The 16,906-nt window shown below is 65.4% G+C and carries 10 protein-coding genes and 1 pseudogene; 3 read left to right on the plus strand and 8 right to left on the minus strand.

Annotated elements, in window-relative coordinates:
* Window positions 1–336 precede the first annotated feature (336 nt).
* On the plus strand, window positions 337–5,367 hold the full coding sequence (locus tag EP7_RS10180; protein WP_463527746.1) for a beta strand repeat-containing protein: 5,031 nt from the start codon (window positions 337–339) through the stop codon (window positions 5,365–5,367).
* Window positions 5,368–6,119: 752 nt separating this feature from the next.
* On the plus strand, window positions 6,120–6,467 hold the full coding sequence (locus EP7_RS10185) for a hypothetical protein (RefSeq protein WP_463527747.1): 348 nt from the start codon (window positions 6,120–6,122) through the stop codon (window positions 6,465–6,467).
* Between the two features lie 48 nt (window positions 6,468–6,515).
* On the opposite strand, the gene EP7_RS10190 is transcribed toward EP7_RS10185, so the two are convergent.
* From EP7_RS10190 to tnpA, 5 genes are all read right to left on the minus strand, one after another.
* Window positions 6,516–7,154 carry a hypothetical protein gene (locus tag EP7_RS10190; RefSeq protein WP_463527748.1) on the minus strand — a complete coding sequence of 213 codons (639 nt, stop codon included), beginning with the start codon at window positions 7,152–7,154 and terminating at the stop codon, window positions 6,516–6,518.
* Window positions 7,155–7,854: 700 nt separating this feature from the next.
* Complete coding sequence (locus tag EP7_RS10195; protein ID WP_463527749.1) at window positions 7,855–11,433, minus strand: cadherin domain-containing protein; 3,579 nt, start codon at window positions 11,431–11,433, stop codon at window positions 7,855–7,857.
* 775 nt (window positions 11,434–12,208) lie between these two features.
* Entirely contained in the window at window positions 12,209–13,738 is a 1,530-nt protein-coding gene (gene tnpC / locus EP7_RS10200; RefSeq protein WP_463527750.1) for an IS66 family transposase, read from the minus strand.
* A 52-nt stretch (window positions 13,739–13,790) separates the two neighbouring features.
* A complete protein-coding gene (tnpB, locus tag EP7_RS10205; protein ID WP_463527751.1) occupies window positions 13,791–14,153 on the minus strand; it encodes an IS66 family insertion sequence element accessory protein TnpB in 363 nt (120 codons plus the stop codon).
* On the minus strand, window positions 14,147–14,548 hold the full coding sequence (gene tnpA / locus EP7_RS10210) for an IS66 family insertion sequence element accessory protein TnpA (RefSeq protein WP_463527752.1): 402 nt from the start codon (window positions 14,546–14,548) through the stop codon (window positions 14,147–14,149). Before tnpA ends, tnpB begins: the two co-directional genes overlap by 7 nt.
* Before the next feature lie 547 nt (window positions 14,549–15,095).
* On the opposite strand from tnpA, the gene EP7_RS10215 reads away from it, so the two are divergent.
* Entirely contained in the window at window positions 15,096–15,587 is a 492-nt protein-coding gene (locus tag EP7_RS10215) for a hypothetical protein (protein WP_463527753.1), read from the plus strand.
* 228 nt (window positions 15,588–15,815) lie between these two features.
* Here the strand turns inward: EP7_RS10215 and EP7_RS10220 are convergent.
* From EP7_RS10220 to EP7_RS10230, 3 genes and pseudogenes are all read right to left on the minus strand, one after another.
* Window positions 15,816–15,983 (minus strand): annotated as a pseudogene (locus EP7_RS10220) (transposase); the annotation flags it as partial.
* Between the two features lie 39 nt (window positions 15,984–16,022).
* Complete coding sequence (locus EP7_RS10225) at window positions 16,023–16,364, minus strand: hypothetical protein (protein ID WP_463527754.1); 342 nt, start codon at window positions 16,362–16,364, stop codon at window positions 16,023–16,025.
* 230 nt (window positions 16,365–16,594) lie between these two features.
* On the minus strand, window positions 16,595–16,852 hold the full coding sequence (locus tag EP7_RS10230; protein WP_463527755.1) for a hypothetical protein: 258 nt from the start codon (window positions 16,850–16,852) through the stop codon (window positions 16,595–16,597).
* Window positions 16,853–16,906 lie beyond the last annotated feature (54 nt).

The raw sequence follows: 16,906 nt of genomic DNA on the forward strand, positions 1-16,906 counted from the left end.
GCTTTTATCATTCTTTAAATATCGGATCTCCTAGGCAAGTTTGCCCGAGATCCCACTCGACGTCGCTAGTGGCATTCCCCCCAGGCCACCCAGGATTTTCATCCCTGTAGACTCCAGGACCGACCCGATTCCGGCGACGGAATCTTGGGCGCTGCTGCCCTGTTTTCTCACTTCAGATTCCATCGAAGCCTAGGTCATAGCCGGGGCCCTGTCCACCCGCCACATCCGGGCCTCGACGACCCGGGAGTGGGCATCTCCCGCTACTTGCGCGACTGCCACACGAACGGACGATTTCGCACCCTCCGCCTCGCTTTACTAACGCAGGAGTCGACGCCGATGTCGCTGTTCAAGGCATTCCGCGATCACCACACCAACCGCAAGCTAAACCGCTCTCGCGAGGCCCGCCGAAGCGGTTCCATCGCCTGGGCGAGCTTAGGCCGATCGGGCGGTAACCCGGTAGACTCCGTTGTCCAGTTGCTGGAATCGCGGACGCTCATGACGGCCCGAGTGGTGACCGACCTCCCCGATTACGCGCCCGGCTCGACTGCCCAGATCACGGCATGGAACGATGAGGCCGAGGGCTCGAACTTCAATATCGGCGAGACGCTGAAGTTTCAGGTCACTCGGACCGATGGGATCGAGGATTTCCCCAGTGGCAACCTCCCATGGTTCGTCACCGACGGCGGCACAGGCGACGCCGACGGCGTGGCCAACGGATCGATCGGGACGTCCTGGTTCGTTGAAAATCAATATGCTTATGCTTCGTTGAAGTTGACGGCGACCGGGGTCGATTCGGGGGCCGAGGCGACGACGCATTTTACTGACGCGCCGACTAATGTAGACAACGTGGAAGGGTGGGAGACCCTAGTCGGTGTAGGTGCTTGGGGTGGCAATCTCCAGGGGAGCAATTCGCGGTTCAATGAAGGCGACGTCATTCCCTTCCGCATCGTGATCAAAAATGCGACGGCGGGCGCGAAGAGCGTCGAGCTGAAGTATGACTTCACGAACTCTAGCGGCGTTCACTTCATCGACTCGCTTGCAAGTTACAACGCAACGTTCGCCGGGGTGGACCCGACCGTCGGCACGATACCGGCCGGCGTCTCGAGCAACTGGGCGATCCCAACCGACGGTTCGCTCCCCAGCGGTACCCAGGTCTCCGGTTCGATCACCACCTACGGGCTTACAGGACTGACATTCTCCGCATACAGTCTCGCGTCCAATCAGAAGTCAATGACGCTGTCGTTCAACGTGCCTACGGCCGCCGCGGGATCCGACGTGATCCTGCTCTACGGCGGTCACCTGGCCAGCGAGGTGGTCTGGGGTCCTAACAAGGGATCATCCGATTTCCCCGGCGGTTCCGGGAAGACCTACGAGAGGTTGGTCGGCTCGAGCAGCTTCAATAATGCATCCGTCAACCCTAGCAGTTCCATCAACCCGCCGCCCGTCGCCGAGGCAAACGGCCCCTACAGCGTCTCGGAGGGGGGGAACGTCATCCTCTCGAGCGCCGGATCGAGCGATAGTGTCGGCGGCTCGGTCGCACTCTACGAATGGGACTTCGACTACGTTTCGTCCACGTTCACCGTTGATGCGACCGGGGCGTCGCCCACCTTCTCTGCGGCTACGCTCGACGGCCTCTCCAGCCGTACGATCGCCCTGCGCGTCAAGGACAACGAAGGGAGCTACAGCCTCGTCGATACCTCGACGCTTACCATCACAAACGTCGCCCCGACCATTCCCCTGAGCGGTGACGACAGCGTTAACGAGGGGAGTCTTTACACCCTCACACTCGGCACGGTCGTCGATCCGGGCCTCGACACGGTGGCATCGTACACCATCAACTGGGGCGACGGCACCACCGAGCCCTTCATTGGCTCGGCTAACGGCGCTGTCAAGACCCACGCCTACGCCGACGGCTCGCTCGCCGGGACCTCGCGGACGATCACCGTCTCCCTGACCGACGAGGACGGCACGTTCACGGGCGGGACCAAGGCGATTACCGTCGGCAACGTTGCGCCGACAGCCGCACTGGCCAATAACGGCCCGATTGGCGCCGGGGGCACGGCGACGGTCAGCTTTAGCGGCCAATCCGACCCCTCGAACACAGACACGGCCGCCGGCTTCCACTACGCCTATTCGACGGTCGGCTTCGGCTCGCTGCCAACTACCTACGCTGGCGCGACCGACGGGGCATCGAAATCGATTGCCTTCCCCAGTGTCGGTACCTTTACCGTTTACGGTCGCATCTTCGACAAAGACGGCGGTTCTAGCGACTACACGACGACCGTCATCGTGGGCAAGCTCAGTCAGTCGATCAACTTCACCGCCATCCCCGACAAGACCTACGGCGACCAGTCGTTCGCCATCACCGCGTCGGCGACCTCGGGCCTGCCGGTGAACTACAGCATCCTCTCAGGCTCCGAGTTTGCCACGCTCTCTGGCAACATCGTGACGATCGTCGGTGCCGGCTCGGTCATCATTCAAGCATCACAGCCCGGTGACGCGACCTACAACGCGGCGACCAGCGTTAGTCGATCCTTCGCCATCGGCAAGGCCGTCTCCTCGGTGGTCGCCACCGGCGGCAGCTTCACCTACGACGGCACGACGCACGCCGGCGGCTCGGCCGTGGTCAGCGGGGCGGGCGTCATCGACGCCAACGCGGCCGTCCTGAGCTACACCGGCGACCGGGTCAACGCCGGGTCGTACACCGTCGTCGCCACCTACGACGGCGACGCCAACCACTTCGGCAGCAGCGACAGCGCCTCGATCGCCATCGGCAAGGCCGTCTCCTCGGTGGTCGCCACCGGCGGCAGCTTCACCTACGACGGCACGACGCACGCCGGCGGCTCGGCCGTGGTCAGCGGGGCGGGCGTCATCGACGCCAACGCGGCCGTCCTGAGCTACACCGGCGACCGGGTCAACGCCGGGTCGTACACCGTCGTCGCCACCTACGACGGCGACGCCAACCACTTCGGCAGCAGCGACAGCGCCTCGATCGCCATCGGCAAGGCCGTCTCCTCGGTGGTCGCCACCGGCGGCAGCTTCACCTACGACGGCACGACGCACGCCGGCGGCTCGGCCGTGGTCAGCGGGGCGGGCGTCATCGACGCCAACGCGGCCGTCCTGAGCTACACCGGCGACCGGGTCAACGCCGGGTCGTACACCGTCGTCGCCACCTACGACGGCGACGCCAACCACTTCGGCAGCAGCGACAGCGCCTCGATCGCCATCGGCAAGGCCGTCTCCTCGGTGGTCGCCACCGGCGGCAGCTTCACCTACGACGGCACGACGCACGCCGGCGGCTCGGCCGTGGTCAGCGGGGCGGGCGTCATCGACGCCAACGCGGCCGTCCTGAGCTACACCGGCGACCGGGTCAACGCCGGGTCGTACACCGTCGTCGCCACCTACGACGGCGACGCCAACCACTTCGGCAGCAGCGACAGCGCCTCGATCGCCATCGGCAAGGCCGTCTCCTCGGTGGTCGCCACCGGCGGCAGCTTCACCTACGACGGCACGACGCACGCCGGCGGCTCGGCCGTGGTCAGCGGGGCGGGCGTCATCGACGCCAACGCGGCCGTCCTGAGCTACACCGGCGACCGGGTCAACGCCGGGTCGTACACCGTCGTCGCCACCTACGACGGCGACGCCAACCACTTCGGCAGCAGCGACAGCGCCTCGATCGCCATCGGCAAGGCCGTCTCGACGACCAGTGTGAGTGGCGGGACGTTCACTTACGATGCCAGCCCGCACGGGGCGACCTCTAGCTCGGCGATCGGCGCCGGGGCAATGAGCACCACCGCCACCAGCTTCCTATATCAGGGTTCCGGCACCACCACTTATGGCTTTAGCTCCACGGCACCCACCAATGCGGGGACCTACAGCGTGATCGCGTCCTACGCCGGCGACGCCAACCACGAAGGGAGTACCAGCACCTCGGCCGCAATCACGATCAACAAGGCCAACCAAGTCATCACCTGGTCCAACCCGGTGGCAATCACCTACGGCACGGCGTTGTCTGCCACGCAGCTCAACGCCAGCGTGGCGGGCGTCGCTGGTGGCTCAGCCCCCGGCTCACTGACCTATCTTCCGGCCGCGGGTACGGTCCTCAATGCGGGGAACGGACAGACGTTGATGGTGTCGGCGGCTGCAACTCAGAACTACAACGCCGCGTCGAAGTCCGTGTCCATCAACGTCAACCAGGCCAGCCTGATCGTCTCGGCCAACCCGCAGACCAAGCTCTTCGCCGCCCCGCTACCAACCCTGACCTACACCTACAGCGGACTGGTTAACGGTGACGGCCCCAGCGTATTCACCGGTGCCCTGGCCACCACGGCGACGCAGACGAGTCCTGTCGGGGAATACCCGATCACCCGGGGAAACCTCGCGGCGGGCAGCAACTATTTGATCAGCTTCACGGGTAGCAAGCTGACGGTCACCGCCCGCGACTCGATCGTCCGCTACATCGGCCAGCAATTGTTCGTGACCTCGGGCACCAGCGCCACGACGGCCCAGGTTACGCTCTCGGCGAGCATGCAGGATCCGACGGGGTCGTACCCACTGAGTGGAGCGAAGGTGGACTTCCTCAGCATCGACCCCGCCACGGGGTTGGTGCTCAAGGTTCTCGCCACTGGCGTGCCCGTCAGCTCGGTGCCCGGCCAGCCTGACACTGGCACGGCCAACACGATCGTGACGCTGAGCACCGGCCAGTACGGCAGCTCCTTGTATCTCATCAGGGTGGTGGCGACCGGCAACTACACCAACGAAGACCAGCTGGCCGCGGACAAGACGGCGACCGTCGTCATCTCGAAGCCTGCCGCGACCAATGAGATCATTGGTGGCGGGACGATCAACAAGTTGACGGCTCCGACAGCGACCTCGGGTATCGCCGCAGGAACCTTCGGCATCACCGCCGAGACGAGCTTGCTGACGACTTACAGCATCGGCGTGAAGTACAACAAGAGCGGCGCCAATCTGCAGGGCCAGGTCCTGTTGATGATCCCGCAGACGGACGGCTCGACCCTCTTCATCAAGAGCAATTCGCTCTCGTCGCTTGCCGTCAACTCGGTGATCGATAAGCTCACCGGCAACACGACGAAGACCGCCACCCTCTATGCCAAGGCGTCGGTCTACCTGACCAAGGACGGCGTGACGACTCCCATCGAGGGCAACGTCTCCCTGCGAGTTGATCTGCTCAACGTCATCGACAAGACCGGCAAGGTCGTGAACTCGGAGGTCGGCTTCACCACCCTCTCGTCGAAGTCGGGCGAGATGTTCTACTCCAACAACTGGTACTTCGACGTGACCACCTCGACCTGGAAGACGAGGACCCAGAAGGTCAACTCGCCGGAGAGCTTTATCACGATCAGCTGATCGCGGCGTCCCATTCCGGCGGGCTGTGGACCTCGTGCCTCAGCTCGTCGGCCGATCCTCCTGATCCGCGTCGATGTCTCGCCTCCGAGTCCAGGTGGGCTGGATGAGACCGAGCCAACTTCACGGCCCTGGAGCGATCCAGGGCCTTTTCGCACCTGAATCGAGAGATCATCTCATGGCTCGAGAGACAGCCGGAGCCAGCGTGTGCCGAGATAGGACGCTCCCGATCAAATACTGGGTCCAGACCATAAAGGACGCGACACTCCGCGTTACCCTGGAGACGATCGAGGCTCCAGATGACCCGAAGCTGAACCCAGTGAATCGCCAGAGGGTATCTCGCTTCCCTCAGCGGCCGATACTGTGCTCGACGCCGCAGGGTGCGTCATTTGCATGAATGGGCGCTGGTGCCGTGCCCTGGAGGTCGGGTCATGCAGATGACATCCATCCAAACGCGCTGTCCCCATTGCCTGAGCATCGCGCGGGTCGGGCCGAAAAACCAGGGTCAGGTCGTCTCGTGCCACAAGTGCAGGGAATCATTTCGGGTCTCAAGCCACATACTCATCGCCTGCCCGAACTGCGGGCGAGAACTACGAGGTCGGCCTGAATCCATCGGCCAGCAAGTCAGCTGCAAACGCTGCTTTCACATGTTCCGCGCCGAGCCCGAAGGGGACAGCCTCATTGCGCCTTCCTCCCCTTGGCCCCCTCCGGCATCGCCGGCGCCGAGGGACGGGGTTGCGGAACCCGTTCCCCCGGTGATGACGCCCGAAGACGAGGTCCAGCCACCCCCCGCTGAAGCTGCAGTCCGGACGGCCGAGGCGGCCGTGTCGGGCGAACAGCTCCGAGGGGCGCAAGGACAGCTCGCGGAACGTCCGGGCCCGGTGGAGGATCGGCATGAGAGGTTGGAACAGCCTCGGGAGCAGCATCTGCAGGCCGAGGCGTTGCGCCTCGCATTGGCGGAGGCCCTGTCCGAACTCCTCCAAGTCCGCGACCAGGCCCGAGACCTCCAGGAGCAGGATAATAAGCTTGTCTCCTTGAGGGATACGTTTGGGGTCACCCGGACGGAGGCTGAGTGGCTTCAGGTCGCACTCCAGGAGGCCTAAACGGCTGGCGGTCAGGCCACCGAATCGAGGGCCGGCGAGATGGAGGCCCTACGCGCCCACCGGGACCGGTTCAAGGAAGTGGTTCAGGCCCTTCACCACGAACTCGACGCACTTCGGGACGAGCAGGGACGAATTCGCGACCGGACCGGGGGTTTGCAGGAGCAGACTGACCACCCCCCCCTGCCGAGTGAGGAACTCGACTCCGCTCGGTTCGATACCGATCGGCTCCGGGCGGAACTTCGTGAAGCGCAGGCTCTGGCGACTGCATGTCAGGCCGACCTCCAAGCCAACGCAGAGCTGAGTCGGGACTTCGAGGCAGCCCGCGCCCACCGGGATCGGCTCCACGAGGAGGTGCAAAGCCTCCGCGCCGAGATCGAGGCGATCCGGGCCAAGGACGAGTCGCTCCAGGGAGAGGCCGACCAAGTCGGCCCTCTGAGGAAAGAGCTTGTTACCTCCCGGGCCGAGGCAAATCGGCTTCAGGAGCATCTTCGAGAGGCGCGGGAGCAACACGCCGCACGCCAGGCGGAACTCCAGGCCGCTAGGTCGCGGGCTGAGGAGCTTGAATCCCTGATTGACCACCGAGACCAGCTCCAAGTGGAGGTACAGACTCTCCACGTCGAACTCGAGGAGCTTCGGGCCGATCAAGACCGCTGGAAACGGTCCCTGGCCGAGGCCGAGCGTCGGCAAGAATCCATGGCTCGGGAGTTCGAGGAGGCACGGCGTGGATGGGAGACGGAGTGGCTGGCGCGACAAGGTCAGTGGGAGCAGCAGCAACGCAATCTAATCCAGGTGGCCGAGCATTGCCGCGGTGAGGCCGAGACGCGGTGTCCGTCCGGTGAACCGCGCCGAACGGATACCCCGGCCCCTGTTGCGGGGCGTCAGGTGAAATTAGGCCCGGAAGGGCTCCGAGGAATGGCCCCGCTGAATGTAGGTGCGATCGCTGCGTGACTTCTCCGTATAGCGGCCGGATCGGCTCCCACATCGCCTTGGTTTCGGGGCCTGCTCAGCGTTCACTCGCGTTGCGGCCTGCCTGCTCGCCGAGCCGCCGAGGCGGCCCGTTCTCTCGAAGGCTTCGACGGCTTCGTCACCTGCGCCGCCGCTCCGATAGCTACCGGCTGGAGCGACCGGTTGCCGGGCGGGAATTGCATCCGCTGAAGATCCGAGCCCTTCCACGGCGCTTGCTATCGAAAGGCCTCCTCGCGTACGAGGACAAGGCTCTCCAGCGGGCGGTGGCGATGGTCCTGGAGGCCGTCTACGGGCAGGACTTCCTGGACTGCTCGTACGGTCGGGGGGTAGCCGGTCGCGGGCATCGTCGCCGGGCCCGGGGGCCGGGTCAAATTAAAAGTCCCCCGGGCGGCAGGGCCCGGGGGATGCCGGAGGGCTATGGTCAGCGCCGCGTCACGCTCTGCAGCAGGATCTTGCCCGGCACCAGCAGGGCATCGGCCTGCGCCTGCGTCAGGATGCCACCGTCGACGAAGTCCGTCACCTCATTAAGGAATGCCTGCACCTTGCCGACGTCGCCGGAGGTGTCATTCAGGTTCAGCTTCACGATCAGGGAATTGGCCTGCCCTTGGTTGAGGACCCCCAGGGCCTGCAGGGCGCGAACCTGGGCCTTCAGGCCCGCCGACTGCTTCGCCGCCGACATGACGTTGATCGCCACGCTTCCCGAGGTGCTCAGGCTGCCGTCGCCGGCCGTAACGGTCAGCGTGTCGTGCCCGCCGAAGTTGAGGTTGCCGCGGTAGACCAGGCCGGCCAGGGCGGAGTTCAGGTCGGTGATGCTGCCGGACAGGGTCACCGTGCCGCTGCCGAGGCCGGAGATGGTCAGGCCGGTGGTCATGCCCAGCGTCAGCGTGCCGTGGCTCACCGCCAGGGTGACCTTCAGGCTGTCGCCCTCCGGGTCGCCCACCGTGATGCCGCTGATGGCCCTGTTCACATCCTCGAAGGCGGTCTGGGCGGCCGGCACGGCGAGCGTCGGCGCTTCATTGACGTTGATGACATTGACGACGAAGACCTTCTCGGTCGAGAGGCCGCCGGCGTCGGTGCTGCGGACCCGGACCGAGTACTCGCTCTTCGCCTCGAAGTCGAAGCCGGCCGCCGTCCTCAGCGTGTCGCCGACGATGGTGAACGATGCGTTGTCCGCGCCGCCGGTGCCGCCGACCAGGCTGTACGTGAAGCTGTCGCCGGCATCGGGATCGGTCGTGCTGAAGCCGCCGACGGCCGTGCCGGCCGGCCGGTTCTCGGCGATGCTGCTGGCGCTCAGCGCGATGTCCGTCGGCACTTCGTTGACGTTGGTGACGCTGACGGTGAAAGCCTTGTCGAACGTCAGTCCGCCGGCGTCGTTGACGCGGACGGTGATGGCGTAGCTCGACTTCGCCTCGAAGTCGAAGCTGGCACTCGCCCACAGGGTGGCCCCGCTGACTGCGAACGCGGCGTTGTCTCCGAGGCCGTCCGGCAGGCTGAAGGACAGGTTGTCGCCGGAGTCGGGGTCGGTCCCCGAGAGGTTGCCGACGGCCGTGCCCGACGGCCGGTTCTCGGCGATGCTGCTGGCGCTCAGCGCGATGTCCGTCGGCGTCTCGTTGACGTCGTTGACGCTGATGATGAACGACTTCTCGGTCCAGAGGCCGCCGGCGTCGGTGCTGCGGACGCCGACAAAGTACGTGTCCTTCGCCTCGAAGTCGAAGCCGGCCGCCGTCGTCAGGACGCCGCCGACGATGGTGAACGATGCGTTGTCCGCGCCGCCGGAGCCGCCGACCAGGCTGTAGGTGAAGCTGTCGTCGGCGTCGGGGTCGAGCGTGCTGAAGCCGCCGACGGTCGTGCCGGCCGGTTGGTTCTCGGCGACGCTGAAGTTACTCAGAGAGATGAACGCCGGCGTCTCGTTGACGTTGTCGACGCTGATGATGAACGACTTCTCGGTCCAGAGGCCGTCGGCGTCGGTGCTCCTGACGCGGACCGAGTACGTGTCCTTCGCCTCGAAGTTGAAGCCGGCCACCGTCCTCAGCGTGCCGCCGACGATGGTGAACGATGCGTTGTCCTCGCCGCCGGGACCCCCGATCAGGCTGTACGTGAAGGTGTTGCCGGCGTCCGGGTCGGTCGTGGTGAAGCTGCCGACGGCCGTGCCGGCCGGCCGGTTCTCGGCGATGCTGCTGGCGCTCAGCGCGATGTCCGTCGGCACTTCGTTGACGTTGGTGACGCTGACGGTGAAAGCCTTGTCGAACGTCAGTCCGCCGGCGTCGTTGACGCGGACGGTGATGGCGTAGCTCGACTTCGCCTCGAAGTCGAAGCTGGCACTCGCCCACAGGGTGGCCCCGCTGACTGCGAACGCGGCGTTGTCTCCGAGGCCGTCCGGCAGGCTGAAGGACAGGTTGTCGCCGGAGTCGGGGTCGGTCCCCGAGAGGTTGCCGACGGCCGTGCCCGACGGCCGGTTCTCGGCGATGCTGCTGTTGCTCAGCGCGATGTCGGTGGGCGTCTCGTTGACGTCGGTGACATTGACGGTGAACGCCTTCTCGGTCCAGAGGCCGCCGGCGTCGGTGCTGCGGACGCGGACCGAGTACGCGCTCTTCGCCTCGAAGTCGAAGCCGGCCGCCGTCCTCAGCGTGTCGCCGACGATGGTGAACGATGCGTTGTCCGCGTCGCCGGTGCCGCCGACCAGGCTGTACGTGAAGGTGTTGCCGGCGTCCGGGTCGGTCGTGGTGAAGCTGCCGACGTCCGTGCCGGCCGGCCGGTTCTCGGCGATGCTGCCGGCGCTCAGGGCGATGTTCGTGGGCGCCCCATTGACGGTAAAGAAGGCATACTTCAGATCGAAGTTGGTGCCATCGTAGTAGCTGATGGCCGGGTTGCCGTTGACCACCGCCAGCGACGAATACCCCCCCACAACGCCTACGGAGTCCACGGTGACGGGGGCGGCCCAACTGCTGCCGCTGGCATCGCTGGCACGCACGTACTTCAGATCGAAGCTGCTACCGTCGAAGCTGATGGCCGGGCTGCCGTTGACCACCGCCAGCGACAAGTCCCCCACAAAGCCCTCGGTGGCGACTTTGACGGGGGTGCCCCAGGTGCTGCCGGTGGCATTGCTGGCGCGCACGTATTTCACACCGACGCCGTTATCGTAGTAGCCGATGGCCGGGTTGCCGTTGACCACCTCAAGCGACGCGTGCATCGCAATAGGTTTCGTTGATGCATTCCCTGCGTCCACGGTGACGGGGGAGCCCCAGGTGCCGCCGCTGGCATCGTTGGCACGCACGTACAACAGGGGGATATACGAGGAATTCGCAGTGGGTACGAGGCCGCTGTAACTGATGGCCGGCCGGCCGTCGACCACCGCCAGCGACGAGTACCGCTCCGAAGTCACACCGTCCGGCAGGTTTTGCACGGTGACGGGGATGGCCCAAGTGCTGCCGCTGGGATTGCTGGCACGCACGTACTTCAGATCGAAGTTGGTGTTATCGGAATAGCTGACGGCCGGGTTGCCGTTGACCACCGCCAGCGACGAGCGCTGCCCCACATCGCCCGCGGTGTCCAAACTGACCGGGGTGCCCCAGGTGCTGCCGCTGGCATCGTTGGCACGCACGTATTTCAGATCTTTATTGGTGAGATCGTAGTAGGTGACGGCCGGGTTGCCGTTGACCACCGCCAGCGACGAGTACCGCCCCACAATGCCCGCGGTGTCCAAACTGACCGGGGTGCCCCAGGTGCTGCCGCCGGCGTCGTTGGCACGCACGTATTTCAGATCGCCGGCACCCTGATCGTAGTAGGTGACGGCCGGGTTGCCGTTGACCACCGCCAGCGACGTGTCCAACCCGACAGAGCCCACGGTCGCCGCGGCCATCGGGGTCCACGCCAGCAAGCGGCGGTCTTCGAGAGCTTCTATCAGCAGCAGCGCCTGCCTCACTCGCCTCGATGAACTCGTCATCATCTCGCTTTTGCTGTTCTTGGGAGTGCCACGCTTCAACCAGCCGTGCAATGCCATCGTTTAAAAATCCGGTCGTAATAGAACCGCGCATGAAGCCAGGCGCCCCCGGCGTCAATGCGTCGAGCCGGAGTCCTCGGGAAAACCTCGGACCTGGCCCGTGTCGGGAAGGGTACTCGGCTACCTGGTCGTCGTAAGCCACGTCGATGTGGGGAAACCAGGGCGACCGTCGGAGTGTCGGAGTCAAGTCGATGGACATTAACGAGAATCACCACGAATAGATAGCGATCGATAGTTACTTGAATGACATGGTGCAAAATATCAACTTCGAGGGGAATGGCTGAGATCCGGCGATCCGACCGGCTGAGCCTCCGGCCCCACGAGGTGCAGCCGATCCGATGGCAGCTCGGTCTTCCTCGCGGCCCATTCTTCCGCTCTCCCGAGGTCGTTCGGGCCTCCGTCGCGAGGGGCACGATGTATCAGTATGGGCCGGAATAGGCATGAATTGCGTCTTCCGCCTGCGAAGACTCAGCGATCACGCGAGATTAATGGCGCCACTGCTGGCCCGGCCAGCTTATTTCGCGGGTTGTTCGGCCCGCGCCGGGGAGGGCCGACGCATCAGAGAACGCTGAAAGACGCAGGAGATGCGCCTTCCGGCCCCGAAGGCGCAGGAAACCGACCCCGACCCGGCCGGATTGCCCCCTCACCACGCCCCGTCGACCTGGCGACGGGGGACGCCGCCGTGGTCCGGAACCTGCTCGTCGTCACCGGATGTGGCGGCCCGGTGTCATCCGGTCGAGCGCGACGCCACCCCCGCCATCGGTGGCGGCCGCGATCATCCCGCCGGGGCTGATCCCGAGACGGATCGGTGGGCCTGCCAGCGATCGGGCAGCAATTCCGCGACCCGCCGGGCCGGGTGGGTGCAGACCCGATCCAGGACGTCGCGGAGGTAGGCTAAGGGGTCGATCTCCAGGGCCTTGCACGTCGACGCGAGGCTGAACAGGATTGCCGCCGTCCTGCCGCCGCCCTCGCTCCCGGCGAACAGCCAGTTCTTGCGGCCGAGGGCGACCGGCTTGACAGCCCGCTCGCTCGCGTTGTTGTCGATCGCCAGGTATCCGGCCTCGGTGAATCGGTTCAACGCCGCCCAGTTCGACCGGGCGTAGCCGATCGCACCGCCGATCGGGCTCTTCGGCAGGACGAGACGGGCCTGCTCGTCCAGCCAGGTCCCGAGCCGCTCCAGGAGCGGAACGGAGCGCTCGCAGCGCAGGGCGAGCTGCCCGGCGTCGTCCAGGCCCTTGGCGGCGGCCTCCACCGCGTACAGCAGGCGGATTCGCGCCAGGGCCTCGTGGGCCCGCTCGGGGTCGCTCGTGCGGGCGTCGAAGAACTTGCGCCGCGCGTGGGCGAAGCACCCGACCTCCACCACGCCTCGCCAGAAGATCCGGTCGTATCCGCTGTACGCGTCGGCCTGGAGGTAGCCCTTGTAGTCGCCCAGGAACCGCTCCGGCCCGTCGCGGGAGCGGTCGGCGGTGTAGTCGTAGACGGCGTAAGGGTGCTCGCGATCACCGAGGTAGACCCACAGGCGGGCGGTGCGTGCCCGGTCGAGCTGTCGATCGAGCACCGGCACCGTGGTGTCGTCCGTCTGGATCACCCGCGACTTGAGGACCTCGGCCCTCATGGCCTTCCAGATCGGCTCCAATAGCCAGGCGGACTGGGCCATCCAGCCGCACATCGTCTTGCGCGACAGCTCGACCCCGTGGCGGGCGAAGATCCCCTCTTGCCGGTAGAGCGGGAGGTGATCGGCGAATTTGCTCGTGATCACCTGCGCGAGCAGCCCCGGGCCGGGCAGCCCCTTCTCGATCGGCTGTGCGGGCCTGGCTGCGACCGCGACGTGTCCCTGGCATCGCCGGCACGCGACCTTGACCCGGACGTGCTCGACGACGAACAGCGAGGCCGGGCGGTAGTCGAGCTGCTCGCTGACCTCCTCCCCGATCGTCTCTCGGTCGTGGCCGCATCCGGGGCAGGCCCGCTGATCGGGCGGGACTTCGTGGACGCGCCGCTCGCGGGGCAGGTCGGCCGGCAGCGGCTTGCGGCCGTGGCCCTTCACCGAGCGGGCATGCGACAGCGGCGATGCCTCCGCCGGCGTCACGGGGGACGGTTCGAGAGGCGGCTCCGCCTGCTCGGCGAAGAGTAGCAGTTGGCCCGGATCGACCCGCTCGGATCGCGGGCCGTACATCCGGCGGAGCAGCAGGTCGAGGCGATGGCCGAGCTGCTCGACTTGCCGCCGGGCCTCCCGCAGGCTGGCCGCCAGCTCGCGGATCATGCAGTGGCAGGTGGCCAGGTCGTCGGGCAGTGTAGCGCTCTCCATGGCCCGATTCTGACCGCTGCGGGGACCGGGCGCAAGGGCCTCGGGCCGTCGATTACGGCGCGATCGCGGCCGCGGGCAGGGCGTAGCGGGGCCGGCGGCGGACCGAGGACAGGTCGACCCCGTCGAGAATCATGGCCAGATCCGCGCCCCGGATCTCGGCGGAGTCGCCGTCGCAGACCGGGAAGAGGAACGTCCCATGCTCCAGGCGGCGATACCAGAGGGCGTACCCGTCGCCGGCCCAGTACAGGATTTTCAGCCTGTCCCCCCTGCGATTGCGGAAGACGAACAGGGCGCCGGAGAGCGGGTCCTGCCGGATCACCTCGGTCGTCATGCGAGCCAGGCCGTCGAACCCGCGCCTCATGTCCGCCGGACGAGTCGAGACATAGATGCGGACGGTCGGCGGCCAGCTCAGCATCTCGGCGGCTCCAGGATGGAGATGACCCGGATCAGTGTCTCGACGTCGAAGCCCGGCGGGACGGCGATGCGGTACCCGCAGGCGAGGATGATCTCCACGGAGCGGACGGGCGTGCGATGCGAGGCCGATCCGGTCGACGCTCGGTCGTCCTCGACCACTCGGACCGGGAGGAATTCTCCCGGAGCCTTGGCCGTGGGCCGTGCGGCTGGTCGGATCGCTGCCGCGGGTCGGTCCAGGTCAGCGACGGGCTCGGCGTCGCGGCGATAGAGCCGGCGGCGGAAGGTGTGGAGAGGGATACCGCCTTGGCGGCAGAACTCGGGCTGGGTCAGGCCGCTATCCCGCCACTCGCGGAACAGGGCCGCCCAGTTGACATCCTGGGAAGCTCGTCTGGCCATCGATTGCCCTCCTGATCAGGCTCGATGGCGACATCATTGCAGCAGACCGCCGGGCTTTACAGAAGTACTTGGCCGGACGGACACCAACTAACCACCCAGAGGCTGCTTGCGCAGTCCCGATCAAAGCTCTCATGTCAAACGCGGCGATTGCCCCTTGATGTCAGTCCAGTACGGCAACCTTTCAACTGGTCGTTGCCGACCCATCAACTTGGGTGGTCGTGTCCAATCCGCGGACTGGCAGGACAATGTATGAGGGCAGTCCGCTGTCTGCCCCTCGGCTGCAAGCGGTAAGTCCGGAACGACACTCACGGCCACTGGCCTTCCCGGGGTGAGCCCCCTACCAGGCCGGCCTAATGAAAGCGGCGATTGCCCTTGCCGTCCGGGGCGAATGCGGCACGTCGCCTTCACCTCACGGCGCCATCCCGATGATCGGCGCAAGCTCTCTCCCCGAGTAACGAAACCCACAATAGGCCGATCGTGTCTGCCATGGCGTGCCGACAATTCGCCTTGACCATCAACACAATCCACCCCATCGAGGGATTCTAGGATGAATCGGTTCTTCATCCTCGCGCCGGCCCTCCTCGCGTTGTCGGGCTGCAGCGTGCTGGACCGGGTCGATATGACGATCGAGCGCCTCGACACGGCAAACACCATGCTGGCCGACACGAACGGGCAGATGTCCGCGATCGGCCGCCAGATGGCCGAGACCCAGCAACTCCTCGTCGAGTCCAATCGGCTGGTCGTCGAGTCCAACCGCCAGATCGCCATGAGCATCAAGAACGTCATCAACTCCAACGCCAAGATGGATGAGTCGAACGCGAATATCGCGAAATCCATCGACACCGTCGCGAGATCGAGCGAGGAGGTTGTGACGTCGAACGCGAACATGGAGAAGACGAACGCGAACATGACGCTGACGCTGGCCCAGATGGTCGAGATGAATCGGGGGGTGGCGCGGAGCAATGCCCTGATGGCGGAGATGAACGAGAAGCTCGGCCTCATGACCCAGTTGATCCCGAAGATCCCGGGCACGAAATAGCCGCGAAGCTCTATCGCTTCTCCTGCTCGCGTAACTCGGTCCCCATGAAGCTCGTTGTAAAAGCATCTTTCTGGGAATTTTTTGCAACCATACGAGTAGCGATTGCGAGCTAACACGCTCATCCGCCAGGGCATTGCCTCAGCATCGCCTCGCCTCATTACCGTTGCGTTGCCTCAGGTAATAACACACAACTACGCCGCAAGGTTGCCCTAGAGATTGATATGAACTTCAGACGAAGTGCGGGGCTGGGTTGTGGAACAACAGGATGCTGAAGGCCACAGCATGCAGGCCCGCCAGGGTCGTCGCCAGCCGCTCGTACTCCCAAGCCAGACCTCGGAACCTCGTCATCCAGCCGAAGGAACGCTCGACCACCCCGCGGAGCGGGCAGAGTCGCTGGGTGTGGAGCGGACGAGCGGCCGCCTTAAGTTGCTGCTCTCATGCCGACCGGCGTAACCCCACGGATTCGGGCATCCCTCGTTGCAGTTCGCTCAGCCAATCCAAGAAGAAGGCGAGATTCTCCAGCCCGTGACCCGCCGCGATCTCCTCGTCCGCCAGGAACATCTGGCCATGCTCCGCGAGGACGTGGCAGTACGTATCGCGATCGAGGGAGGCGAGGTGGGAGCAGACGGCATGTCTCAGCCGCGGCTCTCCCGGGACATGATCAAGACCCCGACGATCGCTGTCCATCAGCGCCTCGATGGCCTGGCTCAGGGTATAACCGGGATAGACGAAGTCGGTCTCAACCTTCAGCATCGTGCGGAGTTCGAGGTCGATCATGGGAAGGCTCCCCTTCGGCGTTCGATTAGGTCATATGCGATCCAAGCGAGGAGGTGGGCTACCTCCACTTCCGATCCTCAGTCAGGCTTACAAATGTTTGCAAGAGGTGGGCCAGTAGAAGCAAAATGAGACGGATCCGCCCACCACCTGGATGGGAGGTGGCGATCATCGGCCTGAGGATAGGTGGGCAGGTTATCCGCTCGGCGAGTTGCGGGCGACCGCGTTTAGGCTCAAGTCTCCTTCCGATCGCCATCACACCGCCGGCGCCTTGCCTTTCCCAGCTTTGGGCGGCGCCTGCGGTGGTCCCCGGCGGCCTCGTGCGCGATATCGACTCGCTGACGATCGCGATGTCGCTCGGAGGCGGCGAGCAGCAACAGGTAGATTCGCTTGTTTTCGGGGGCCATGCTGGTGTCGGCCATGGCCTGCTCGCGGGTCCGTTGCAGGACTATTAGGCCCTGATCGGTCATGATCTTCAGGGGTTTAGCCACGGCGATCGGCCTCCAGCGAGGTGCCTGGCGGACCGGCACCCCGAGGGATCATTT

The sequence above is a fragment of the Isosphaeraceae bacterium EP7 genome (assembly GCA_038400315.1).
Classification (GTDB): Bacteria; Planctomycetota; Planctomycetia; order Isosphaerales; family Isosphaeraceae; genus EP7.

Bases quoted from the DNA above. Each gene is read 5' to 3' on its own strand.
- EP7_RS10180 (WP_463527746.1), top strand. From the start codon at position 337: ATGTCGCTGTTCAAGGCATTCCGCGATCACCACACCAACCGCAAGCTA.
- EP7_RS10195 (WP_463527749.1), bottom strand. From the start codon at position 11,433: ATGGCATTGCACGGCTGGTTGAAGCGTGGCACTCCCAAGAACAGCAAA.
- tnpC (WP_463527750.1), bottom strand. From the start codon at position 13,738: ATGGAGAGCGCTACACTGCCCGACGACCTGGCCACCTGCCACTGCATG.
- tnpB (WP_463527751.1), bottom strand. From the start codon at position 14,153: ATGCTGAGCTGGCCGCCGACCGTCCGCATCTATGTCTCGACTCGTCCG.
- tnpA (WP_463527752.1), bottom strand. From the start codon at position 14,548: ATGGCCAGACGAGCTTCCCAGGATGTCAACTGGGCGGCCCTGTTCCGC.
- EP7_RS10215 (WP_463527753.1), top strand. From the start codon at position 15,096: ATGAATCGGTTCTTCATCCTCGCGCCGGCCCTCCTCGCGTTGTCGGGC.
- EP7_RS10225 (WP_463527754.1), bottom strand. From the start codon at position 16,364: ATGATCGACCTCGAACTCCGCACGATGCTGAAGGTTGAGACCGACTTC.